The sequence below is a fragment of the Kitasatospora sp. DSM 101779 genome (genome assembly GCF_025655475.1).
Taxonomy (GTDB): domain Bacteria; phylum Actinomycetota; class Actinomycetes; order Streptomycetales; family Streptomycetaceae; genus Kitasatospora.
On sequence record NZ_JAHTIK010000001.1, the window covers coordinates 168,794 to 192,739 of the forward strand.

Genomic DNA, 23,946 nt, shown 5'->3' on the forward strand with positions numbered 1-23,946 from the left:
TTCCTCCTTCGACAGAGGGCACCCCATGACCTCCTTCCGCTCCCCCCTGCTCCGCCACGCGGCGGTCACCCTCGCGCTGGCCTCCTCCGCACTGTCGCTCAGCGCCTGTTCCAGCTCCTCCGGCAAGTCCTCGGACGCGGCTCCGGCCGCCGCCGCACCGTCCGCCCCGGTGACGGTCAAGGGCGTGCCGATCTCGGCGGACGGGAAGCTCACCGCCACGCTCCCCGAGACGATCCGCAAGGCCGGCAAGGTGCGGGTCGCCACCGACGTGCCGTACCCGCCGTTCGAGATGTACGTCTCCGAGGGCAGCAAGGAGATCACGGGCATCGACCACGACCTCGGCCAGGCGATCGGCGCCCGGCTGGGCGTGAAGTTCGAGTTCACCGCCCAGAAGTTCGACGGCCTGCTGCCGGCCGTCCAGGCCGGCAAGTTCGACGCCGTGATGTCGGCGATGACGGACAAGAAGGAGCGTCAGCAGGCGGTCGACTTCGTCGACTACGTCAACGCGGGTCCCGGGTGGCTGGTGCGCAAGGGCAACCCGGATGGCATCAAGGTCGTCACGGACGTCTGCGGCAAGAGCGTGTCGGTCCAGACCGGCACCAACCACCAGAAGATCCTCGAGCAGCGGCAGGAGCTGTGCAAGCAGCAGGGCAAGCCGGCCATCACCGTACTGGCGTTCCCCAAGGACTCCGAGGCCCAACTCGCCCTGCGCTCGGGCAAGGTCTCCGCCGACTTCCTCGACGAGGTCACCGCGGCCTTCGTCGCCGACACCGCCGACAACGGCACCGCTTTCGACACCGTCACCGGCAAGGAGGCGGTCGGCCCGACCAGCGCGTCGCCCATCGGCATCGGCATCTCGAAGTCGGCACCGGGCCTCAAGGAGGCCGTCCGGGCGGCACTCCAGTCCCTGATGGACGACGGCTCCTACAAGAAGATCCTCGACGCCTACCACGTCCCGAACATCGCCATCCAGCAGGCGACAATCAACGGCGCCCTCGACTGATCGAGTCAGCAGTGCCTGCCTCCGGGGGCGTGCCCTGCACCGGCACGCCCCCGGGGCTGTTCCATGGCGGGGACAGCAGCAGTGGGGACAGGGGCGCAGAATCCGCCCACGTGCATCGGCTGGCCGGCCGCGCGGTACGGGGTGGGGCGGCCGCAGCGGACACAGGGCTGCGGGGCGCCGGTGACGAGCTCACCCCACGGCGTCCGGTCCAACTCGGCCGGGCCGCTGAACGCCGCCGGAGCGGCGGCCGGAGTGTGTGCGGGAGCCGGGGGCGAGCAGCGGCGGGCTGTGCGGGGCCGCGGGGACGAGGAGCGTGTCCACTGATCTGCCCAGCTTGGCCACGTAGAACCGGCTGTCCACACGGACGATCACCGTGCCGCCGGATCCGGTTTGCCGGACGGCGGACAGGGCCTCGGCGGCGACGGGTCCGGCTCTGCGGGCGCCGGCGGCTCTGCCCGCCGCAACCGCACCTCCGCGAGCCCGGCCGGGCCGGTGGGGAGAGGAGGGTGGCCAGGATCGGGGGGGCAGAGTGCGCATGCCCTTCCACCGCCCGGCGCCGGTTCCAGGCCCCGCCCGTCTCCTGACCGGGCATGCGGAGTGCCCGGTGTCGGTCGTTCGTCGACACCGGGCGTCTCTGGCGTTCCGTCAGCCGAACAGGCGGCGCTGGATCTCCCGGCGGTAGTCCTCCAGCGTCCGGTCGAGGTGCACGACCGTGGCCGCGGCGGCGTCCTCGGGGCGACCGTCGCGAATGGCCCGGTAGATCGCCTCGTGCTCCTCGACCGCTGCCTCGGCGGCCGCGCCGAGCATGTCGTGGATGCCGATGGCGCTGGACTGCCGCTGCAGGCGGCGGGCGTCGCGGACGGCGCTGAGCAGGAAGGCGTTGTGCGCGGCGGTGGCCACGGCGGTGTGGAAGTCGTCGTCCGCCTGGTTGAACACGTCGACCTGCCCGTGGAGGACCCCGTGCCGGCACTGCTGCGTGGCGACCTCGATGGTCCGCAGCTCGGCGGGGGTGGCGCGGGTGGCCGCGAGGCTGGCGGCGGCGGTCTCCTGGACCTTGCGGAATTCGAAGAGCATCAGGACGTGGTCGAGGTCGACCGGCCGGAAGAAGCCGCCCCAGCGGCTGGTGATGAGCATGCCCTCGTCGTCGGCGACGAACAGGCCGCGTCCCTTGTGGGCCCGGACCCGGCCGAGGGCCGAGAGGATCTTCACGGCCTCCCGCACCACCGCCCGGCTGGTGTTGAGCGTCTTGGCCAGATCGTGCTCGGTGGGCAGCCGGTCGCCCGGCACCAGGCCCTCCCCGGCGATGAACTCGAGGATCTGCTCCGAGACGATCTCGTAGCCGGGGCGGTAGTCGCGGCGCCCCTCGCCTGGGCCGTTCCCCGCTGCCGCGGCGGCGGGAGAGGCCTGCGCAGGCAGGGCGGCCTCGGTCGTGGGCGTGTCGTTCATCGTTCCTGCCTCCGGGATGACGTGCGCGAGGGCGACTGATCGCTGTGGAGCCGACTCAATCCTAGCGCAGAGAGTTATGAGTGCTACTCATTTCACCGGAGACGGCGACACCGGGCGTGGAACGAAAGCAGACAAGCTGGGCCTAACTCCACACAATGACGACTCACAGGCGGGCCATCAGCCCAAAGCTGTTTCGAATCGGCATGCTTGAACCCTTGACGAGTCTGTCGATAGGGCGGCTAATTAATCCCCGAGGGCGGCAGCGGGACGCCGGTCCTCGACACTCGACGCGCGACCTGGACGGCCGGCGTCACCCCCACCCCCACCTCCCGACCCTGTTCGGGGTCACTGCAGTGGAGTCACTCATGAGCGTGCCCAGCAAGAGACGAGCGGTACTGTTCGCGGCCTGCGCTGCGACCTTGGCGATGGCGGTGTCCGCCTGTGGTGGCTCGACGCCGGAGAAGACCACCAAGGACGGCTTCGCCCAGGTGGCGCAGACGGACGGCGCGGTGACGGTCTGGGTCGACGCGACCCGTCTGCCCGCCGCGAAGCAGTACCAGGAGCTGCACCCCGAGGTGAAGCTCGACATCGTCACCTACGACGGTGACGCCAACGGGTCCAACTACCTCCAGACCAAGGTCCAGCTGTTCAACCGGACCGGCAAGGGCTGGCCGGACGTCGTCTTCAGCTCCCAGAACAACGAGGCCACCTGGGCGGTCGACGCCGGGTTCGCCGCGCCGCTCGACAAGGGCCTGATCCCGGCCGACACCCTGGGCCGGTTCGCCAAGGGCGCCAACGACGTCTGCACGGTCAACGGCACCGTCTACTGCCTGCGCAACGACCTCTCGCAGGCGGTGCTCTGGTACAACGCTCCGCTGCTGCAGCAGTTCGGCTACACCGTCCCGAAGACCTGGGAGGAGTACCAGCAGCTGGGCGAGAAGGTGGCCGCCGAGCACCCGGGCTACCTGGTGGGTGACGCGGGCGACTCCTACACCCCCGAGATCTACCTCTGGGCGAGCAAGTGCGAGGCCAACCACATCACCGGTCCCAAGGCCGTCACGGCCAACACCGGCGGTGAGAACTGCACCAAGATGGCCAAGCTGATGGACGGGCTGATCAAGAACAAGTCCATGTCGGTCAGCGGCGTCTTCAGCACCGACTTCGCCAAGAACCAGGCCGACAAGGTCCTGCTGATGCCCGGCCCGGCGTGGTACGGCGGCGCGGTGTTCAAGGACACGCTGAAGACCGCGGACAAGACGATCGCGGTGGCCCCGATGCCGCAGTGGCAGGGCGACACCTCGCCGTCCACCGGCAACGTCGGCGGCGGCACCTGGCTGCTGTCCCAGCACTCGGCCCACCTGAAGGCGGCCACCGACTTCCTGAAGTGGGTCACCACCGACAACGCCTACCAGGGCGAGAAGGCCCCGGGCTTCCCGGCGTACGCGCCCGCGGCCGAGAACTGGCTGAAGGCGCAGGCCGCCTCCGGCTACTTCGTCGGTGACCTCGGCGCCCTGAAGGACGCCTCCTCCCAGGTGTGGCCGGGCTGGGGCTCGGGCCAGTTCAGCCAGGAGGCGATCTGGGCCGCCACGGTCAAGCCGGGCCTGACCCAGGGGCAGACCATCGTCTCCCAGCTGCCCGCCTGGCAGGACGCGATCGGCAAGCACGCCCAGTCGTTCGGCTACAAGGTCTCGCAGTGACCGCCACCGTCTCCCCGGTCGGATCCGGCCGGCGCCCCCGCGGCGCCGGCCGGGGCTGGGCCGGCCCGGCCTTCGTCGCCGGCTACGTACTCCTCCTGGTCGCCTTCGGCGTCCTCCCGATCGGCTACGCGATCTGGTTCGCGTTCACCGACGCGGGCGGCACGTTCACCGGCTTCAGCAACTTCGTGACCACGGCGCAGGACTTCCGGTTCGTGGACGCGCTCGGCCACGTGGCGCTCTACCTGCTGTTCTGGCTGGTCTCGCTGGTGGTGTTCGTGGTGGGCCTGGCGCTGCTGCTGCACCGCCTGTCCTCCGGTCGGATCAGCCAGGCGCTCCGCTTCCTGTACTACATCCCCGGGGCGCTGGCGGGCGCCGCGAGCGTGCTGGTGTGGCTGTTCATGCTCGACCCGACGGTGAGCCCGGTCAGTTCGCTGCTGGAGGCGCTGGGGTTCGACACCTTCGGCCAGGTCATCGCCCCGGGCAACCTGCCGGTGCTGTTCACCGTCATCGCGTTCTGGACCGGCGCGGGCGGCTGGATCGTCGTCATGTACGGCGCGCTGAACAACATTCCCGGCGACGTCCTGGAAGCCGCGCGGATCGACGGCGCGGGTGCCTGGAAGACCGCCTGGCACGTGCAGATCCCGATGCTCCGCAAGTGGATCGTCTACATGGTGATCCTGGCCTTCGCGGGCGGCGCCCAGCTCTTCGTCGAGCCGCAGCTGCTCTCCCTGGCCAGCGTGGGCGTGGCCGGTCGCGACTACTCGCTCAACCAGCTGACCTACGACTTCGCCTTCCAGATGGACAACATCAACGGCGCCGCCGCGGTCTCGATGGAGCTCCTGGTCGTGAGCGTGTCGGTCGCCGGCGTCTTCGTCGCACGATCGAGGTTCTTCGATGCCGACTGAGACTTCCGCCCTCCCGACCGCCACCGCGCCCCGTACCGAACGGGACCCGAGCGCCATGAGCCGAACCGTACGCCGGACGTCGCGGCGGGCCCCCCGGTCCGTGAGCCAGACGTCGTCCCGTCTGCTGGCCGGCTCGGTCCTGACGGTGTTCGTGGTGTTCTTCGTCCTGCCGGTGCTCTGGCTCCTCCTCGCGGCGACCAAGACCGACCAGCAGCTGGTCCACGACAACCCGCTCTCCTTCGGCTCCTTCGGCACGCTCGCGGACAACTGGCACGCGCTGAGCGGGTTCCAGGACGGCGCGATCCTGCTCTGGCTGGGCAACTCCGCCCTGTACGCCGTCGTCTCCCTGGTCATCACGCTCTGCGTGTCGGTTCCCGCCGGGTACGCGCTGGCCATGACCGAGTTCCGCGGCCGCAAGACCCTGCTGGTCACCACCCTGGTCGTCATGCTGATGCCGACCGCCACGCTGGTGGTGCCGCTGTTCCTGGAGATCAACGCGGCGCGCCTGATCGGCACCATGTGGTCGATCATCCTGCCGTACTCGTTCTACCCCTTCGGCGTGTACCTGACGTACATCTACTTCACCACCGCGGTGCCGAAGGACCTGCTGGCGGCGGCCCGGATCGACGGCTGCTCCGAGTTCGGCGTCTTCCGCCTGATCGCCCTGCCGCTGGCGACCCCGGTCATCGCGCTGGTGGGCTTCTTCAGCTTCGTCGCCAACTGGACCAACTACTTCCTGCCCTACGTGATGCTCCCCGAGAGCGACCAGATGCCGGTCCAGGTCGGCGTCGGCAACCTGCTCACCAGCGTGCCGCAGTTCAACCCGGCCGCCGGCACGGCCGCGGTCGAGCGCCCGGAGCTGGCTCTCGCGACCCTGGTCGCCATCACCCCGGTGCTCGTGGTCTTCCTCTTCGCCCAGCGCTTCCTGGTCAGCGGCATGCTCGCCGGCGCCACCAAGGAATAGTGCTCGCCCCGCCCCGATCGGAGATCCTCCATGTCTCACAGCTCCGCCGATCCCTCGTCGGGCGGGGACGCCCAGGCGCCCCTCCCCGAGATCCAGGCCGGGGTGCCGCTGCTCGAACCGCCCGGGTGGGCGGTGGCACAGCGAGCGCTGTTCGACCTGCTCGACCACAGCTGGCGCAAGTTCGCCCGGGACTTCACCGGCCCCGACGGCCGGCTGAACTACAACGGCCGGCTGACCACCCGTGACGGTGTGGACGACTTCTACGAGGTCTTCTTCAACTGGCCCCAGCTCTACCTGCTCGGAGGCGCCGACGACCTGTTGGCCGCCAGTGAGAAGCACTGGGAGGGCGTGACCAAGCACCTCACCGAGCTGGACATGCTCAAGGACGAGTACGAGCGCGGCTACGACTGGTTCCACCAGGGCGAGAGCCTGCTGCTGCTCTACTTCCTGTGCATGGCCGACCCCGAGCGCTGGTCGACACGCGCCCTGCGGTTCGCCGAGCTGTACGTCGACCCGGTCCACGGCAACTACGACCCCTCGGCCCGCATCGTCACCCGCCCGCACAACGGCAGTGACCCCGGCCGGCAGGGCCTGTCAGAGGGCGACGTCTACCCGTGGCTGCCGAAGGAGGCGGCGACGTACGGCTACCCGCTCGAATGGCTCCCCGAGGCGCAGGACGGCCCGTACCCGCTCGACTCGGACCCGCGGCTCGGCGCGCAGATGCGCGAGCGGATGGGCGTCGGCGACACCGCGGTCAACCTCGCGGTGGCCGGCCTGGTGCTCAACGCCTGGATCCTGTCCGGCGAGCAGCGCTACCGCGACTGGATCGTCGAGTACGTCGGCGCCTGGCGGGAGCGCACCGAGGCGAACGGCGGCGTCCTCCCCGACAACGTCGGCCTGGACGGCGTGGTCGGCAGCCGGCTCGAAGGCCGCTGGTACGGCGGCCACTACGGCTGGTCCTGGCCGCACGGCTGGCACAGCGTGGGCCACGCGGCCTGCGTGGCGGCCCTCGCCGCGGCGGTGTCCACCGGCGAGGACGACTACCTCTCGCTGGTCGGGACCACGCTCGACGAGATGATCTCCCGGGCCAAGCTGATGCCACACAGCGAGGCGGACTCCAGCCTCCCGTCCAAGTGGGCGGTCGAACTCGCCGGGGACTTCGACAAGCCGACGCTGCACCTCCCGTTCCGGCACAACGACTCGGGCTGGTTCGACTACAACCCCGTCACCCTGCCGGTGCCGATCGCGCTGTGGCACCACAGCGCCTCCGACGAGGACCGCGTCCGCATCGAGAAGCTGCGCGAGGCGGACCCGCTCGACTGGAGCACCGTGCGCTCGTTCCGGGCCAAGGAGGAGTCCGGGCACGAGAAGGCCTGGTTCGCCTTCCTCGCCGGCGACGACCCCGACTACCCCGAGCGGATCCTCGCCGCCGCCCAGGCCCAGGTGCGCCATCGGCTGCGGCGGATCGACCGCTACCGCGACCTGGACGTGGACGAGGCCGACATCCACGTGTGGCAGCAGTGCAACCCGGTGGCCACCGAGGCCCTGGTCCAGCTGACCTGGGGCGGCCCCCAGGTGCTCTACAACGGCAGCATCCAGCAGGCCCGGCTGCGCTACCACGACGCACAGGCCCGCCGCGCGGGCCTGCCGCAGGACGTGGCCGCCCTGGTCACCTCCATCGACCCCGAGGCGACCACCGTCGAACTGGTCAACCTCTCGCCCGAGCAGGAGCGGACGGTCGTCGTCCAGGCGGGCGCTCTCGCCGAGCACACCATCACCTCCGTCCGGTACACGACCTGTACGGACGAGGGCTGGATCGGTGACATGTACGACTACGGTCACACCGAGCCGGTGGTCGGCGAGGCGGAGGCGGCCTGCGACGGCGCGTACCTGACGGTGCAGCTCCCCGCGTCCACCCGGATCCGGATGACCCTCCGGCTGGAGCTCCGCACCCGTACCCCCAGTTACCGTTCGCCCTTCGGCACCTCGGCCGACGCGCCGAGCGCCGAAACGTCGGAGGAATCCGCATGAAGCGCTTCGCCCAGACCATCAGGCTCCGGCCCGAGCACCGCGAGGAGTACCTGAAACTCCACTCCGCCGTGTGGCCCGGGGTCGAGGCGGCCCTGATCCGGGCGAACATCCGCAACTACAGCATCTACCTCCACAGCGACGTGCTGTTCGCGTACTTCGAGTACCACGGCGAGGACTTCGACGCCGACATCGCGGAGCTGGAGGCCGACCCGGTGACCCAGGAGTGGTGGACGCACACCGACCCCTGCCAGGAGCCCTTCCCGGACCGGGGCGACTCCCGCCAGTGGACGAACCTTCCCGAGGTCTGGCACCTGAGCGAGCCCGGCGAGCAGCCCACCGCCGACTGACCCGCTCACTCCAGACCGACCCCCCGGAGCCTCCCGTGACCTCCACCGAGCCGCCCGTGCTCATCGACGCCCACCACCACCTGTGGGACCTCGCCCAGCGCCCGCAATCGTGGCTCGACGAGCCCGCCCTGGCATCGATCCGCCGCACCTTCACCCCGGACGACCTGCGCTCCACCGCCACCCAGGAGGTGGCGGGCCGCCGGCTGCACAGCACGGTGGTCGTGCAGTGCATCCCGGACGTGCCCGAGACCGAGGACCTGCTCGCGCTCGCCGCGCAGGAGCCGCTGATCGACGCCGTCGTCGGCTGGGTGGACCTCACGTCCCCCGCGGTCGGCGACGACCTCGACCGGCTGCTCGCCGGACCGGGCGGCAACTACCTCCGCTCCCTGCGCAGCCTGGTCCAGGGCGAGTCGGACCCCGAGTGGCTGCAGCGGGCCGAGGTGGAACGCGGCCTGGCGGCGGTCCAGGAGCGCGGGCTGGGCTACGACGTGCTCGTTCGCAGCCACCAGCTCGACCAGGCGATCCGGTTGGCCGAGCGCTTCCCCGGCCTGCCCCAGGTGCTCGACCACGCGGGCAAGCCGGACATCGCCCGCAGCGAACTGGGGGACTGGGAGCACCGGTTGCGCCGGCTGGCCGGGCATCCCCAGGTGGTCTGCAAGGTGTCGGGACTGATCACCGAGGCGGACCACGACTGGTGGACCATCGCCGACATCCGGCCGGTCTGGGACGTCCTGCTGAGCGCCTTCGGCCCCGACCGGCTGATGTTCGGCTCGGACTGGCCGGTGGCGAACCTCGCGGGAGGCTGGAACCTATGGGCCGCCACTGTGCACGAACTGCTCGACGGGTGCTCCGCCGACGAGACCTCGGCGATCCTCGCGGGCACCGCGACCGCCTTCTACCGCCTCACCCGTACCGAAGAGACTCTGGAATCACGATGACGCTTGCTGTTCGCTACACGGCCGCCCGGACGCTGGACACGGCTCCGGTCGAGCCGGCCGAGCCCGGCCCCGGTGAGGTGTTGCTGGCTCCCGCGTACGTGGGGATCTGCGGTACCGATCTGCACATCTTCCACGGCGACATGGACGCCCGGGTCGCCGTACCGGCCGTCCTCGGTCACGAGATGTCCGGCCGGGTGGTGCGGGTCGGCGCCGGGGTGGAGGGCTGGCGGGCCGGGGACGCGGTGACGGTGATGCCGCTGCGCTGGGACGGCACCTGCCCGGCGTGCCTGAACGGCCACCAGCACGTGTGCCAGCACCTGGACTTCATCGGCATCGACTCGCCGGGGGCGATGCAGCAGCGCTGGACGGTGCCCGCCGACACGCTGATCCGGCTGCCGGACTCGCTCCCGCTGGACCGGGCCGCGCTGGTGGAGCCCACCGCGGTGGCCGTGCACGACGTCGGACGCGCCGGCGTGCGGGCCGGTGAGCGGGTCGTCGTCGTGGGCGGCGGTCCGGTCGGGATCCTGATCGCGCTGGTGGCGCGGGCGGCCGGCGCCGACGTCCGGGTGGTGGAGCCGAGCGCCCACCGCCGCAAGCTCGCCGAGGAGTCGGCACTCGCCACCTGGGACCCGGCCGCCGAGAACGTCACCGAGGCGGTGCAGGAGTGGACCCGGGGCGCGGGCGCGGACGTCGCGTTCGAGGTCTCCGGTGCGGCGGCCGGCGTCGACACCGCGGTGGAGGTGCTGGGCGTGCGCGGCCGGCTGTGCCTGGTGGCGATCCACCCCCGGCCCCGCGAGATCAACCTGCACCGCTTCTTCTGGCGTGAACTCACCCTGGTGGGCGCCCGCCTGTACGACCGGTCCGACTTCGAGAACGCGGTGGCGCTGGTCGCCGACGGCACGATCCCGGCCGACCGGCTGATCAGCACGGTCGTGCCGCTCACCGACGCCCAGGCGGCGTTCGAGGCCCTGGAGGGCGGCGGCGACGTGATGAAGATCCTCGTGGACTGCACCGGCGACACCCGGGGAGCGAGCGCATGAACGCCTTCGACCTGACCGGCCGGCTCGCCGTCGTCACCGGAGCCCGCCGCGGCATCGGCCGCGCCATGGCCCGCGCCCTGGCCGCGGCCGGCGCGGACGTCATCGGCGTCAGCGCCAGCCTGGAGAAGACCGGCAGCGACGTCGAGCAGGACGTCCTCGCCGCGGGCCGCACCTTCGAGCCGATCCGCACCGACCTCGCCGACCCGGACGCCGTGCGGGCCCTGGGCGCGGACCTCGCGGGCCGCGAGCGGCCGGTGGACATCCTGGTCAACAACGCCGGCACCATCCGCCGCGCACCCGCCGCCGAACACCCGGACACGGACTGGGACCTGGTACTCCAGGTCAACCTGAGCGCCCAGTTCACGCTCGCCCGGGCGGTCGGCGCGGCGATGGTCGCCCGCGGCCAGGGGAAGATCATCTTCACCGCGTCGCTGCTCAGCTTCCAGGGCGGCATCACGGTCCCCGGCTACACCGCCGCCAAGCACGGCGTCGCCGGCCTGACCAAGGCGCTGGCCAACGAGTGGGCCGGGCACGGCGTCAACGTCAACGCCATCGCGCCCGGCTACATCGCCACCGACAACACCCGGGCACTGCAGGGCGATCCGGTGCGCAGCAGGGCGATCCTGGAGCGGATCCCGGCCGGTCGGTGGGGCCGGGCCGAGGACCTGGCCGGCGCGACCGTCTTCCTGGCCTCGGACGCCGCCGCCTACGTGCACGGCACCGTGCTGCCCGTCGACGGCGGATGGCTGGGCCGATGACCACCGATCCGGCCGGCGTCCTGGCCGGCGCCCGCATCATGCCGGTGCTGACCGTGCCCGATCCGGCCACGGCCGCCCCGCTGGCCGACGCGCTCGCCGCGGGCGGCGCCAGGTGCGCCGAGGTCACCTTCCGCACCCCGGCCGCCGAGCAGGTGCTCAAGGCGATGGCGGCCCACGGCGGCCTGGCCGTCGGTGCCGGCACGGTCCTCGGCGCGGAGCAGGCGGAACGTGCGGTGGCGGCCGGGGCACGCTTCGTCGTCTCTCCCGGCCTCGACGAGGAAGTCGTCGCCACGTGCCGCGAGCTGGGCGTTCCCGTGGTGCCCGGCATCGCCACCGCCACCGAGCTGATGCGCGCCCTGCGGGCCGGCATCACCACCGTCAAGCTCTTCCCCGCCGAACCGCTCGGCGGCCTGCGGGCGCTCCGCGCGCTCGCAGCGCCCTTCCCGGGAGTGCGCTTCGTGCCGACCGGCGGGATCGGCGCCGAACAGCTGGCCGGCTACCTCGCCGAGCCCTCGGTCCTCGCCGTCGGCGGCAGCTGGATGGCGACGCCCGCGCACCTGGACGGCGGGGCCTACCCCGAGATCCGCCGCCTGACGGCCGAGGCCGTGGAGGTGGGGACGCCGTGACCGATGTGGTGGCGCTCGGCGAGGTCATGCTCCGCTTCGACCCGGGCGAGGGCAGGATCAGCACCGCCCGCACCTTCCGGGTGTGGGAAGGCGGCGGTGAGTACAACGTGGTGCGCGGGCTGCGTCGCTGCTTCGGCCTGCGCACGGCCGTCGTCACCGCGCTCGCCGACAACCAGGTGGGGCGGCTGGTCGAGGACCTGATCCTCCAGGGCGGCGTCGACACCTCCCTGATCCGCTGGGTGCCCGACGACGGCATCGGCCGCACCGCGCGCAACGGCCTCAACTTCGTCGAGCGCGGCTTCGGCATCCGCGGCGCGCTCGGCGTCAGTGACCGCGCCCACACCGCCGCGTCCCAGCTGCGCACGGGCGACGTCGACTGGGACGCGGTCTTCGCCTCGGGCGTGCGCTGGTTCCACACCGGCGGCATCTTCGCCGGCCTGTCCGACACCACCGCCGACGTCGCCGAGGAGGCGATGACGGCGGCCCGCCGCCACGGACTCACCGTCTCCTACGACCCCAACTACCGCCCGAGCCTGTGGTCCGACCGGGGCGGACCCGACCGGGCACGCCAGGTCGACCTGCGGCTCGCCCGGCACGCCGACGTCATCGTGGGCGCACTGGGGATGGCGGGTCGCCATCCCGGTGCCGACCGATTCGGCGCCGACGAGGTGCCGGACGCGCTCGCCTCGGTGGCCGGTCTGCTCCCCGGGGCCCAGGTGCTGGCGACGACCCTGCGCGAGGTCCCGTCGGCCGGCGTGAACGACTGGTCCTCTGCCGCCTGGTCGGCCGACACCGGTTACGTGCACGGCCCGTCGATGCCCGGACTGCACGTCCTGGACCGCATCGGCTCCGGCGACGGCTTCGCCGCCGGCCTGATCCACGGCCTGCTCGCCGGTGCCGGTCTGGGGCGCGCCCTCGCTTACGGCACGGCCCTCGGCGCCCTCACCATGACGACGCCCGGTGACGTCGCCATGGCCTCGCTCGGCGAGGTCGAGGCACTGGTCGCCGGCGCCTCCGCCGCCGTCAGACGCTGACGGCGTCTCCACCCGTACCGACAGGGAGCATCTCGTGCGCCTCCGGAAGATCCAGAACACACCGGTCGCGGTCACCGAGCTCGGCTTCGGTGCCGCGGTGATCGGCCACCTGTACCGCGTCACCCCGAGCTTCGACACGGCGGCCGCGATCGACACGGCCGGGGACGCCGGGATCCGCTACTTCGGCACCGCACCGCACTACGGCCTCGGCCTCGCCGGGCGACGCCTCGGCGACGCTCATCAGGTGCGCCCGCGGGAGGAGTACGTCATCTCCTCGAAGGTGGGCAGGCTGCTCGTCCCCAACGAGCGGCCGTGCGGGGTCGACAGCGAGGGCTTCGCCGTCCGCGACGACCTGCGCCGCCAGGGGGACTTCGGCCGTGACGGGGTGCTCCGCTCCTTCGAGGAAACGCTCCGGCGCACGGGCCTGGACCGCCTGGACGTCGTCCACCTGCACGACCCCGACGACCACGGGAGACAGGCCGCCGACGAGGCCATGCCGGCTCGCGGACCTGCGCGACCAGGGCGTGAGCGGCGCGATCGGCGCCGGTATGAACCAGTCGGCGATGCCGGCCCGCCTCCTGCGCGAGACGGCCGCCGACGTGGTGATGCCCGCCGGGCGCTACACCCTCCTCGACCAGTCCGCGTGGGACGACGTCCTTTCCGCGGCGCAGGAGCCGGGCAAGAGCGTCCTCGCGGTCGGCGTGCTCAACTCCCGACTGCTCTCCCATGACAGGCCCGCGTCCGGCATGACGTACGACCACCAGGACGCCCCGACGGACCTGGTCCAGCGGGCGCAGGCCATCGCCGACGTCTGTGAGCAGCACGGCACCACCCTGCCCGCCGCCATCGGCTTCCCGTACACCCATCCCGGCGTCGTCGACGTCACCCTGGGAACGCGGACCGCCGAACAGGTCGGACGCAACGCGGAGTTCCACCGCCGGCCCGTCCCCGCAGGCCTCAGGGACCATCTGCGCGCCGAAGGCCTGATCAGAGCGGACGTGCCGAGTTCGGGCTCCGACGCTGACTGGCAGCTCCCGGCCAGGGAATTCATCTGGTGTATCGGCAAAGGAAAACATCGGAATGACCCCCTGTCATGCTCCGCCCTCGACTTTCATGGTCGGGACGCCGCAGATTCATCCGATGTGTTGATAGGAGTTCGACATGAAGTTGCTTCGGATCGGGGCACCGGGCGAGGAAGTCCCGGCAGTCCGCGGCGAGGACGGACGCGTGTTCGCCCTCTCGGAGCTGACCGGGGACGTCGACGGGGCGTTCCTCGCCTCGGGCGGGGTCGAGCGGGCCCGGGCGGCGCTGGCCGCCGGTGAGCTGCCCGAGGTCGACGTCACCGGTCTGCGGGTCGGTGCGCCGGTGGCGCGGCCGGGCAAGGTGGTGTGCGTGGGTCTCAACTACCGCGACCACGCGGAGGAGACCGGGGCGGCCATCCCCGACCGTCCGGTGGTCTTCATGAAGGACCCGGCGACCGTGGTCGGCCCGTACGACGAGGTGCTGATCCCGCGCGGCTCGGTGAAGACCGACTGGGAGGTGGAACTCGCCGTCGTGATCGGCCACCAGGCCCGCTACCTCGCCGACCCCACCGACGCGGTGGACTGCATCGCGGGCTACACGATCAGCAACGACGTCTCCGAGCGGGAGTTCCAGTTGGAGTTCTCCGCGCAGTGGGACCTCGGCAAGTCCTGCGAGACCTTCAACCCGATGGGCCCCTGGCTGGTCACCGCGGACGAGGTGGGCGACCCGCAGGCGCTCGGCCTGCGCCTGGCCGTCAACGGCGAGCTGCGCCAGGACGGCAACACGAAAAACATGATCTTCGACATCGCCCACCTGGTCTGGTACCTGAGCCAGTACATGGTGCTCAACCCCGGCGACGTCATCAACACCGGCACCCCGGCCGGCGTGGCCCTCGGCCTGCCCGGTACCCCCTACCTGCGCGAGGGCGACGCCGTCGAGCTGTCCATCGACGGCCTGGGCACCCAGCGCCAGACGTTCCGCAACGCGTGAAAGGCACCCCGTTGTCCGCAACCACCGCGCTCCACGCGCCAACCGACACCCGCCGGGACCCGGATGCCTCCTTCCGGGCCACCGAGCCGGCGGACGAGCAGAAGGTGATGGCATGACGGCCGCAGATCTTGCGGGACTGGCGGCAGTGGTCACCGGCGGTGCCTCCGGCATCGGCCTGGCCACCGCGTCCCTGCTCGCGGAACACGGCGCGCGGGTGGCCGTTCTGGATCTCGACCCCGCATCGCTGAAGGAGCCGCTGACGGGCTTCACCGCCGACGTCGGCGACGACGCCTCCGTGCGTGCCGCCGTCGACGCGGCGGCCGACGCCTTCGGCGGCATCGACGTCGTGGTCAACTGCGCGGGCGTCAGTGCGATCGGCACGGTGGAGGACAACGCGGACGAGCAGTGGCAGCGGGTGCTGGACGTCAACGTCGTCGGCATCGTCCGTACCACCCGCGCCGCCCTGCCGTACCTGCGCAGGTCCTCGCACGCGTCGGTGGTCAACATCGGCTCCATCGTCACCACGACCGGTCTGCCGCAGCGCGCGCTGTACGCGGCCAGCAAGGGTGCCGTGATGTCGCTGACGCTGGCGATGGCCGCCGACCACGTCCGCGAGGGCATCCGGTTCAACTGCGTCAACCCGGGCACGGTCGACACCCCCTGGGTGGGCCGGCTGCTGGCGGCCGCTCAGGACCCGGTCGCCGAACGCGCCGCGCTGAACGCCCGTCAGCCCACCGGCCGCATGGTCGCCGCCGAGGAGGTGGCCGCCGCCATCGCCTACCTGGCCTCGCCCGCGGCCGCTTCGGTCACCGGCACCGCCCTCGCGGTCGACGGCGGCATGGCGGGCCTGCGCCTGCGACCCGAACAGAAGGCGTGACCATGCACCAGAACATCCTCAGGTCGGGGCCGGTGCGGGTCAGTGAACTCGCCTTCGGCGCGGCGGCGATCGGCAACCTGTTCACCCCGGTCACCGACGCCGAGGCCGAGGAGGCCGTCGCCGCCGCCTGGGAGGCCGGTGTCCGCTACTTCGACACCGCCCCGCACTACGGCCTCGGACTGTCCGAGCGGCGTCTGGGCGATGCCCTGCACGGCCTGCCCCGCGACGAGTACGTCATCTCCACCAAGGTCGGCCGGCTGCTGGAGCCGGCCGCCCTCGGCGGCGACGACCTTGGTGGCGACGACCTCGCCAACGGGTTCGCAGTCCCGGCCACCCACCGGAGGCGCTGGGACTTCAGCGCCGAGGGCGTGCGGCACTCCATCGAGGACAGCCTCAACCGGCTCGGCCTGGACCGGGTCGACATCGCCTACCTGCACGACCCCGACGAGCACCTCGACCAGGCCATCGGCGAGGCCTACCCGGAGCTGGCGCGACTGCGCGCCGAGGGCGTCGTGAGTGCGATCGGCGTCGGCATGAACCAGGCGGAGGCACTGGCGCGATTCGTCCGCGAGACGGACATCGACGTGGTCCTGCTGGCCGGCCGCTACAGCCTCCTCGACCAGCGCGGCCTGACCGAACTGCTGCCGCTGGCCGCCGAGCGCGGCGTCGGCGTGGTGGTCGGCGGCGTCTTCAACTCCGGCCTGCTCGCCGACCCGAAGCCCGGCGCGACCTTCGACTACGCCGCGGCACCGGACGAACTTCTGTGCCGGGCACTGGAGTTGAAGGAGGTCTGCGAGTGGCACGGGGTGCCGCTGCGGGCCGCCGCGCTGCGCTTCCCGTTCGGGCACCCGGCCGTCGCGAGCGTGCTGGTCGGCACCCGGACCGCGGGCGAGGTGCGGGACGCCGCGGCGATGCTCCGGCACCCGATCCCCGACGTCCTGTGGGCGGAGCTGAAGGAGCGCGGGCTGCTGCCCGAGGACGTACCGACCCCCGGGGAGGCGGGCTGATGCGGATCGCCCTGTTCATCACCTGCTTCAACGACACCGTGTTCCCCGGCACCGGCCGGGCCGTGGTCGACGTCCTCGAACGGCTCGGCCACCGCGTCGACTTCCCGCAGGAACAGACCTGCTGCGGGCAGATGCACTTCAACACCGGCTACCGGCCCGAGGCCGTCCCGCTGGTGGAGCGCTTCGCCCGGGTCTTCGGCGAGTACGACGCGGTGGTCACCCCGTCGGCGTCCTGCGCCGGGATGGTGCGCGACAACCATCCGGTACTGGCCGAGGAGCACGGCAGCGCCCGGCTCCGGACCGATGTGCCGAAGCTGGTGCCCCGCGTCCACGAATTCACCGAGTTCCTGGTCGACGTCCTGGGTGTGACGGACGTCGGCGCGGCCTTCCCGCACCGGGTCGCCTACCACCCGACCTGCCACTCGCTGCGCGGCCTGCGGCTCGGCGACCGTCCGCAGCGACTGCTGAAGGCGGTGAAGGACCTCGACCTGGTCGACATCCCGGCGGCCGACTCCTGCTGCGGCTTCGGCGGTACCTTCGCCGTCAAGAACGCCGACACCTCCGCCGCGATGCTCGCCGACAAGATGCGGGGAGTCGTGGACAGCGGGGCCGAGGTGCTGTGTGCCGCCGACAACTCCTGCCTGCTGCACATCGGCGGCGGCCTCTCCCGAGAGGGCAGCGGCGTGCGCACCATGCACCTGGCCGAGATCCTCGCCGCGACCGAGGGGGGACCGCGATGACCGGCCGAGGCGTGGTCTGGCTCGGCTCCCCGCCGTTCCCGAAGGCCGCCCGCGAGGCCCTGAAGGACGGCCGGCTGCGCGCCAACCTGAAGCGCGCCACCACGACCATCCGCGACAAGCGCCTCGCGGTCGCCTCGGAACTGGACGACTGGGAGGCGCTGCGCGAGTCGGCGGCAGCGATCAAGCGGCGCGCCGCGCGCCATCTCGACCGCTACCTGCTGCAGTTGGAGGAGTCGGTCACCGCGGCGGGGGGCACCGTGCACTGGGCCGCCGATGCGGACGAGGCCAACCGGATCGTCACCGGGCTGGTCAGCGCCACCGGCGAACGGGAGGTCGTGAAGGTCAAGTCGATGGCCACCCAGGAGATCGGCCTCAACGAGCACCTCGCCGAGGCCGGCATCACCGCGTACGAGACCGACCTCGCGGAACTGATCGTGCAGCTCGGCGACGACCGGCCCTCGCACATCCTGGTCCCCGCCATCCACAAGAACCGCGGCGAGATCCGCGACCTGTTCGCAGCGGAGATGGGCAGCTGGGGCCGTCCCGCCCCCGAGGGGCTCACCGACGAGCCCGCCGCCCTGGCCGAGGCCGCCCGGCTGCACCTGCGGGAGAAGTTCCTGAGCGCCAAGGTCGCCGTCTCGGGCGCCAACTTCGCCTGCGCCGACACCGGTACCGTCGCGGTGGTGGAGTCGGAGGGCAACGGCCGGATGTGCCTCACCCTGCCCGACACCCTGATCACCGTCATGGGCATCGAGAAGGTCCTGCCCGCCTTCACCGACCTGGAGGTCTTCCTCCAGCTCCTGCCACGCTCCTCCACCGGCGAGCGGATGAACCCCTACACCTCGCTGTGGACCGGCACCACCCCCGGCGACGGCCCGCAGGCGTTCCACCTGGTGCTGCTCGACAACGGCCGCACCGACACGCTCGCCGACGAGGTCGGCCGCCAGGCGCTCGCCTGCATCCGCTGCTCCGCCTGCCTCAACGTCTGCCCGGTGTACGAGCGCACCGGCGGCCACGCCTACGGCTCGGTCTATCCCGGCCCGATCGGCGCGGTCCTCACCCCGCAGCTGGTCGGCATCGAGCAGACCGCTTCGCTGCCGTTCGCCTCCACGCTGTGCGGAGCCTGCTACGACGCCTGTCCCGTGAAGATCAACATCCCCGAAGTGCTCACCCACCTGCGGGCCGAGGCAGTCGCGGCCAAGGGCCGGTCCGCGGAGGCGCTGGCGATGAAGGCGGCCGCCGCCGTCCTCGACTCCCCACGCCTGCTGGGCGCCGCGCAGAAGGCCGCGGCCCTCGGCGGTCGGGCCCTCGCCCGCGGCGGACACATCGGCCGTCTGCCCGGCCCACTGCACGGCTGGTCCGACAGCCGCGACACCCCCGCGCCGGCGGCCGAGTCCTTCCGGACCTGGTGGCGAAAGAACAGGGAGAACCGATGACCGGCCGTGAGACCGTCCTCGCCCGAATCCGGGCCGCGCTCGCCGACGTCCCGTCCGAGGAGAGGCCGGACGACGTCCCCGTCCCGCGCGACTACCACCGCAGCCACACCGGCCCCGGCCAGGACACCGTCGCGCTGTTCGCCGAACGGGTCGCCGACTACCGCGCCACCGTGACCCGCACCGACCGCGCCGGCCTGCGCGACGCCATCGCCGCAGCCCTCACCCGGCACGGGGCCCGACGGCTCGCCCTGCCCAGCGGCTTCCCGGACGAGCTGCTGCCGTCCGGCGGCTGGGAGTGGCACGCCGAGCCGCTCGGCGTCCCCGCCCTGGACGGTCTGGACGGCGCGATCACGCTCGCCTGCGCCGGCATCGCGATCACCGGCACCATCGTCCTCGACACCGGCCCCGGCCAGGGCCGGCGAGCTCTCACCCTGGTGCCCGACTACCACCTGTGCATCGTCGGCGCCGAACTGATCGCCGACGACATCCCCGAAGCGCTGGCCCGCCTCGACCCCACCCGCCCGCTCACCTTCGTCTCCGGCCCGTCCGCCACCAGCGACATCGAACTCGACCGCGTGGAAGGCGTGCACGGCCCCCGCACCCTGGACGTCATCATCGTCGATCCCGGTATTTCGCCGCAGTCCTGAGGACCGCCCCGGGCGAGCCTCTGTGCTGCGGGGACCAGCTGATCGGGAAGGCGCCGCGCCAGTCACCGACGAAGCGATCGAGAAGATCAAGGCCGTGATCGTGAGCGGCGAACTGCGCCCTGGCGAGAACTGCCGAAGGAGGCCGACCTCGCGGAGCGGCTCGGCCTCTCCCGTGGCTCGCGGCGGGAGGCGGTCAAGGCCCCGTCGGTCATCAGGGTGCTCGACGTACGCCAGGGTGACGGCACGTACGTGACCAGCCTGGAGCCCGACGTCCTGCCGGACACGCTGGGTCTCGTCGTGGACTTCCACCAGGACCACCCCCACACCCTCCCCCGACACGCGATCCGTGGTGCAGATGGCGGGGAACCTCCTTGGCACCCGCAGCCACGATCACACGGTCCGGCTGCGGCGACGGCCGCCGCAGCCTCTGCGGTCGGCCCCGGTCGTCGGCAATGCGGAGACACGGAGGGTTTCGTAACGCACTCGATTCATCGGTCATCCGGCCGATCCCCTCGACCGCTGCACGCCCCATCGTGGCGGCATGACCGATACCCCCCACCAGAACCCCGCGGATCAGGCCGGCGCCACCCGCAGGTCCGTCATCACCGCCCTGGGCGGCGCCGCCCTCGGCGCGGCCGCCCTCGGATTCGCAGCCTCACAGGCGACGGCTGCGGACGGAGGCAGCACGCCGCGGGCTGTCGCCGGACCGGCCGCTTCCTGTGTCCTGACGCCCGAGCAGACCGAGGGCCCCTACTACCTGGACCTCGAGACCGTCCGCAAGGACATCACCGAAGGCAAGGCGGGCGTGCCACTCACCCTTCGTGTGACGGTCGTCGACATCGCGAGCTGCCGCCCGCTGCCCAACACGGCGGTCGACATCTGGCACTGCGACGCACTCGGCGTCTACTCCGGCTACGTCGCGGGCGGTTCCACCCCGGACACCACCTTCCTGCGGGGTGTGCAACTGACCGACTCCACCGGCGTCGCGGAGTTCACCACCGTCTACCCCGGCTGGTACGTCGGCCGCGCGCTCCACATCCACGTCAAGACCCATGCCGGCGGCACGGTGTCCAACGGGACCTACCACGGAGGCCACGTCTCCCACACGGGCCAGCTCTACTTCCCCGAGACCTACAACACCAAGGTCGCCGCCCTGACCCCCTACCGGAGCAACAGGGCCACCCGCACCCTCAACGCGAGGGACGGCATCTACCGCAACGGCGGCTCCTCGACCCTGCTGACCATCACACAGGCCGGCAGCGACCTCGGCAAGGGGGTGACGGGCACCGTCGTCCTCGGTGTCGACCCCGCCGCAACGCCCTGACCACCTCGCGACGGCGGGCCGGGTCGGCAGGTCCGGAACGTTTCGTCCCAGAACCCCGCGGCCAGGAATCGGGAATGACCCGGCATCGGACATGTGAGTCATGCGCAACCGCGCTGGCCGCCGCACCACGCGGCGGCCGGCCGGCCCGGTACTGCTCCAACGCTTGCCGGCAACGAGCGTTCAGACAGCGTGCGACGCACGACGGGGCCGGGAAGGAACGGCCCGTCGCACCGGATGCCTCCCCACCGCATCCGGGCCGTGGGCTGCCGAGAGCGCTCGACTCCTTCGTGGGGCGGCGGCAGGAGCTGTCGAGCCTGCGCACGCTGCTGAGGGCGTCGCGTCTGCTCACGCTGACCGGTGCCGGCGGCGTCGGCAAGACACGGCTGGCGCTGGAGTTCGCCAAAGGGCTGCCCGAGCGCCACGCGCGGGTGGACGTGGTCGCACTCGACTCGCTGCACAGCGGCGCCCCGCTCGCGCAGTCCGTGGCCACCGCGCTGGGCCTGGGCGAGCGGGCGGGGCGATCCGGCACCGACGTACTCGTCCGTGCCATCGGCGACACCCACCGGCTGCTGATCATGGACAATTGCGAGCACCTGGCGGAGCCGTGCGCCCGGCTCGCCGCAACCCTGCTGGGCCACTGCCCCGGGCTGCGGATCCTGGCCACCAGCCGGGAGGCCCTGCGGGTACCCGGGGAGACGGTGTTCCGGGTCGGCGAGCTGCCCGTGCCACCCGTCGGCACCGGGAACGATCCGACTGCTCTCCTGCGGTCCGACGCAATCCGGCTGTTCGTCGAACGTGCCTCGAGCCGTGCACCGGGCTTCGCACTCGGGCGCGACAACGGTGCGACCGTCGCGGAGATATGCCGCCGGTTGGACGGGCTGACGCTCGCCGTCGAACTCGCGGCGCGGCGCGTCGGCGCCCTTCCCCTGGGAGACATCCTCGCGGGGCTGGACGACCGGTTGTTGCAGTTGTCGCTCCTGGCCGACGGCAACCGGACCGGCCCCCGCCGCCACGACGGGCTGGCCGCGGCGATCGACTGGAGCCATCGGCTCCTCGATCCGGAGGAACGGGCCGTCTTCCGGCGACTGGCAGTGCTCGTCGGCGGATTCGACGCCGGGGCGGCCGAGGCGGTCTGCGCCGGCAGCGGCGTCGCACCCCACCACGTCCTCCGCATCCTGTGCGCTCTCGAGGCCAAATCCCTGATCGTTCGGCTGCCGGGAGACGCGGAGCCGGCGCGGTTCCGGCAGCTGCGTGCCATCCGCGCCTACGCCATGGAACGCCTGGTCGTGTCGGGCGAACTGCACACCGTCCGGCGGCGGGCCCTCACGTGGCTGAACGGCCTCGCGGACGTGGTCGGCAACGAGGTGTTCGCCGACCAGACCGGCGGTCCGCTCGTCGCCGAACGGGACAACCTCGCTGCGGCCCTCGCCGACACCACCGACCGGGACGCCGCACCGTACAGACGGCTGTCGTTGGAGCTGGCCCGCGTGCACTACCAGCAGGAGCAGCCTTCGGCCGCCCGTCCGTTGCTGGAGGGACTGCTCCGGGGGACCGACGAGCCAGCCCCCGGCGGCGCGGTGGCCGCACTCGCCACGCGCGTGGCCTGCCAGCAGGCGGACTTGGCACAGGCGCTGCTCCTCGGCGAGCAGGCGGTGCGCCTGGAACGCAGGCGCGGTCACCCGTCCGGACTTGCCAACGCGCTGGACGCGAGGGCGGCGGCACGGCTGTGCCGCGGTGAATTCGCCGCGGCCGTCACCGACCTGCGCGAGTGCCTGGGCCTCGTCGAGGGGCTCGGCAGACCGCAGGACACCGCATGGTGCACCCATCACCTGGCCTGGGCCCTGCTGCAGGGGGGCGGGGCGGCCGAGGCCGACGTGCTGATGGAGCGCTGTCTGCCGGTGCTGAGAGAACACGCACATTGGAGCCGGGCGGCGGCCGCCCTGCACACCGCGGGAGCCGTGCGGCTGGCCCTCGGCCGCCTGCGGAGCGCCGAGGCCCTCTTCGCCGAAGTGCTGGGGATCGTCCCGAAGGCGAGTTTCCACGCGCTCTACCCCGTCGAGGGCCTGGCGCTCGTGGCTGCCGAGAGCGGCGACATGCGGCGGACCCTTTGCCTGTACGAGGCGAGCGCCCAGGCACGCCGCCGGCTGGACACCGAGCCGGAGGCCCCGTGGCGACAGCGCGTGGAGCAGGCCGCGGTTCGCGCGCGGACCCTGCTGTCGGCAGCCGCTCGGGACGCGGCCCTCGACGGCGGCCGCCGGCTGCACGGCGACCGGCTCGTCGCCTACGCCCTGCGGACGGAGGGCAGCGACCGCCGTACCGCCACGGACGCCACTGCGGCCGCCGAGGACCGCTCCCTCCTCACCGGACGGGAGTTCATGGTCGCCGAACTCGTCTCCGAAGGACTGACCAACCGCCAGATCGCGGAGCGACTCGGCCTCTCGCCGCGAACCGTCGCCACCCATCTGGACAGGGTCCGGGACAAGCTCGGCCTGCGATCACGCACCCGGATCGCCCTGTGGGCGGCCAGCCGAACCATGGACGGTTAGGGTACGTATCGGCTTGTGATCAGTTTGCCGGTTTCGCCCTCGCGGGTGCGCCTCGTCCGACAGATCGTGCTGGGTGGTGCGAGTGCAACCGACAGACGCCGATTGGGAGTTCGTTGAGCCGTACTTGCCGATCGGCGAGTACGGCCCGGACGCGGCCGGTGGTCACGACCCCGGAGAGAACCGGCCAAGGTGCGCCGCGGTGACTCGGGGAACCCAGGCCGGCGGCGGCAGGGCGGGGAGCAGCGGCGCGCCTGACGGTGCGGAGCTGGTCTCGGGACGGCCGTGTGTGGGAGCAGGACCGTGCGAGCGGCCGGACCGGCGGGACACCTGGAGGTAGGGCAGCGGCGCTTCCGCCTCTCGGTCGACTCTGCCGGGTCCGCCCGACGAGAACGGTCCCGCCCCGCCCCCGCTCGTGGGACGGGACCGGTGCTTTCTCAGTACAGACGGGCCCCTCCTGCGACCCGCCGACGAACAGACCCGGTCGGCGGCGGGGCGCCGGACGGGCCGCGGAAGGGTGCGCTGCCGGCCGTGGGGGTCTCCTCCTCGACAGCTCCCTCCCACGTCTTC

Annotated in this window: 20 protein-coding genes and 1 pseudogene; 20 read left to right on the forward strand and 1 reads right to left on the reverse strand. The window is 72.0% G+C overall.

Annotated elements, in window-relative coordinates; genetic code table 11:
• Positions 1-25: 25 nt before the first annotated feature.
• Positions 26-1,003 carry an ABC transporter substrate-binding protein gene (locus KSNIM_RS00740; RefSeq protein WP_263101228.1) on the forward strand — a complete coding sequence of 326 codons (978 nt, stop codon included), beginning with the start codon at positions 26-28 and terminating at the stop codon, positions 1,001-1,003.
• 645 nt (positions 1,004-1,648) lie between these two features.
• Here the strand turns inward: KSNIM_RS00740 and KSNIM_RS00745 are convergent.
• Entirely contained in the window at positions 1,649-2,449 is an 801-nt protein-coding gene (locus tag KSNIM_RS00745) for a FadR/GntR family transcriptional regulator (RefSeq protein WP_263101229.1), read from the reverse strand.
• 365 nt (positions 2,450-2,814) lie between these two features.
• Between KSNIM_RS00745 and KSNIM_RS00750 the strand changes: the two genes are divergently transcribed.
• From KSNIM_RS00750 to KSNIM_RS00840, 19 genes and pseudogenes are all read left to right on the forward strand, one after another.
• Positions 2,815-4,146: an ABC transporter substrate-binding protein gene (locus KSNIM_RS00750; protein ID WP_263101230.1), complete on the forward strand. Its 1,332-nt coding sequence runs from the start codon at positions 2,815-2,817 to the stop codon at positions 4,144-4,146.
• Positions 4,143-5,051 carry a carbohydrate ABC transporter permease gene (locus KSNIM_RS00755; RefSeq protein ID WP_263101231.1) on the forward strand — a complete coding sequence of 303 codons (909 nt, stop codon included), beginning with the start codon at positions 4,143-4,145 and terminating at the stop codon, positions 5,049-5,051. The genes KSNIM_RS00750 and KSNIM_RS00755 overlap by 4 nt, the downstream gene beginning before the upstream one ends.
• Before the next feature lie 55 nt (positions 5,052-5,106).
• On the forward strand, positions 5,107-6,015 hold the full coding sequence (locus tag KSNIM_RS00760) for a carbohydrate ABC transporter permease (RefSeq protein WP_263101232.1): 909 nt from the start codon (positions 5,107-5,109) through the stop codon (positions 6,013-6,015).
• 30 nt (positions 6,016-6,045) lie between these two features.
• The gene (locus KSNIM_RS00765) at positions 6,046-8,046 is read left to right on the forward strand and encodes a hypothetical protein (RefSeq protein ID WP_263101234.1); all 2,001 of its coding nucleotides are present in this window, start codon (positions 6,046-6,048) and stop codon (positions 8,044-8,046) included.
• The gene (locus tag KSNIM_RS00770; protein WP_263101235.1) at positions 8,043-8,393 is read left to right on the forward strand and encodes an L-rhamnose mutarotase; all 351 of its coding nucleotides are present in this window, start codon (positions 8,043-8,045) and stop codon (positions 8,391-8,393) included. Before KSNIM_RS00765 ends, KSNIM_RS00770 begins: the two co-directional genes overlap by 4 nt.
• Before the next feature lie 35 nt (positions 8,394-8,428).
• Positions 8,429-9,331, forward strand: a complete 903-nt coding sequence (locus KSNIM_RS00775; RefSeq protein WP_263101236.1) for an amidohydrolase family protein — start codon at positions 8,429-8,431, stop codon at positions 9,329-9,331.
• Positions 9,328-10,371 (forward strand): zinc-dependent alcohol dehydrogenase, encoded by a 1,044-nt coding sequence (locus KSNIM_RS00780; protein ID WP_263101237.1) that lies wholly within the window; start codon positions 9,328-9,330, stop codon positions 10,369-10,371. The genes KSNIM_RS00775 and KSNIM_RS00780 overlap by 4 nt, the downstream gene beginning before the upstream one ends.
• Positions 10,368-11,129: an SDR family oxidoreductase gene (locus tag KSNIM_RS00785; protein WP_263101238.1), complete on the forward strand. Its 762-nt coding sequence runs from the start codon at positions 10,368-10,370 to the stop codon at positions 11,127-11,129. Before KSNIM_RS00780 ends, KSNIM_RS00785 begins: the two co-directional genes overlap by 4 nt.
• Positions 11,126-11,755: a bifunctional 4-hydroxy-2-oxoglutarate aldolase/2-dehydro-3-deoxy-phosphogluconate aldolase gene (gene eda, locus KSNIM_RS00790; RefSeq protein WP_263101239.1), complete on the forward strand. Its 630-nt coding sequence runs from the start codon at positions 11,126-11,128 to the stop codon at positions 11,753-11,755. Before KSNIM_RS00785 ends, eda begins: the two co-directional genes overlap by 4 nt.
• Positions 11,752-12,789 (forward strand): sugar kinase, encoded by a 1,038-nt coding sequence (locus KSNIM_RS00795; protein ID WP_263101240.1) that lies wholly within the window; start codon positions 11,752-11,754, stop codon positions 12,787-12,789. The genes eda and KSNIM_RS00795 overlap by 4 nt, the downstream gene beginning before the upstream one ends.
• A gap of 34 nt (positions 12,790-12,823) precedes the next feature.
• Positions 12,824-13,799 (forward strand): annotated as a pseudogene (locus tag KSNIM_RS00800) (aldo/keto reductase); the annotation flags it as partial.
• Between the two features lie 151 nt (positions 13,800-13,950).
• Positions 13,951-14,802: a fumarylacetoacetate hydrolase family protein gene (locus KSNIM_RS00805; protein WP_263101241.1), complete on the forward strand. Its 852-nt coding sequence runs from the start codon at positions 13,951-13,953 to the stop codon at positions 14,800-14,802.
• Positions 14,803-14,914: 112 nt separating this feature from the next.
• Positions 14,915-15,679: an SDR family NAD(P)-dependent oxidoreductase gene (locus tag KSNIM_RS00810; protein WP_263101242.1), complete on the forward strand. Its 765-nt coding sequence runs from the start codon at positions 14,915-14,917 to the stop codon at positions 15,677-15,679.
• Between the two features lie 2 nt (positions 15,680-15,681).
• Positions 15,682-16,686: an aldo/keto reductase gene (locus KSNIM_RS00815; RefSeq protein WP_263101243.1), complete on the forward strand. Its 1,005-nt coding sequence runs from the start codon at positions 15,682-15,684 to the stop codon at positions 16,684-16,686.
• Positions 16,686-17,426: a (Fe-S)-binding protein gene (locus KSNIM_RS00820; RefSeq protein WP_263101244.1), complete on the forward strand. Its 741-nt coding sequence runs from the start codon at positions 16,686-16,688 to the stop codon at positions 17,424-17,426. The genes KSNIM_RS00815 and KSNIM_RS00820 overlap by 1 nt, the downstream gene beginning before the upstream one ends.
• Positions 17,423-18,862: a LutB/LldF family L-lactate oxidation iron-sulfur protein gene (locus KSNIM_RS00825; RefSeq protein ID WP_263101245.1), complete on the forward strand. Its 1,440-nt coding sequence runs from the start codon at positions 17,423-17,425 to the stop codon at positions 18,860-18,862. The genes KSNIM_RS00820 and KSNIM_RS00825 overlap by 4 nt, the downstream gene beginning before the upstream one ends.
• Positions 18,859-19,509, forward strand: a complete 651-nt coding sequence (locus KSNIM_RS00830) for a lactate utilization protein C (protein WP_263101246.1) — start codon at positions 18,859-18,861, stop codon at positions 19,507-19,509. The genes KSNIM_RS00825 and KSNIM_RS00830 overlap by 4 nt, the downstream gene beginning before the upstream one ends.
• Before the next feature lie 541 nt (positions 19,510-20,050).
• The gene (locus KSNIM_RS00835; protein WP_263101247.1) at positions 20,051-20,833 is read left to right on the forward strand and encodes an intradiol ring-cleavage dioxygenase; all 783 of its coding nucleotides are present in this window, start codon (positions 20,051-20,053) and stop codon (positions 20,831-20,833) included.
• Between the two features lie 287 nt (positions 20,834-21,120).
• Positions 21,121-23,379 carry an ATP-binding protein gene (locus KSNIM_RS00840; protein WP_263101248.1) on the forward strand — a complete coding sequence of 753 codons (2,259 nt, stop codon included), beginning with the start codon at positions 21,121-21,123 and terminating at the stop codon, positions 23,377-23,379.
• The last annotated feature ends 567 nt before the right edge of the window (positions 23,380-23,946 follow it).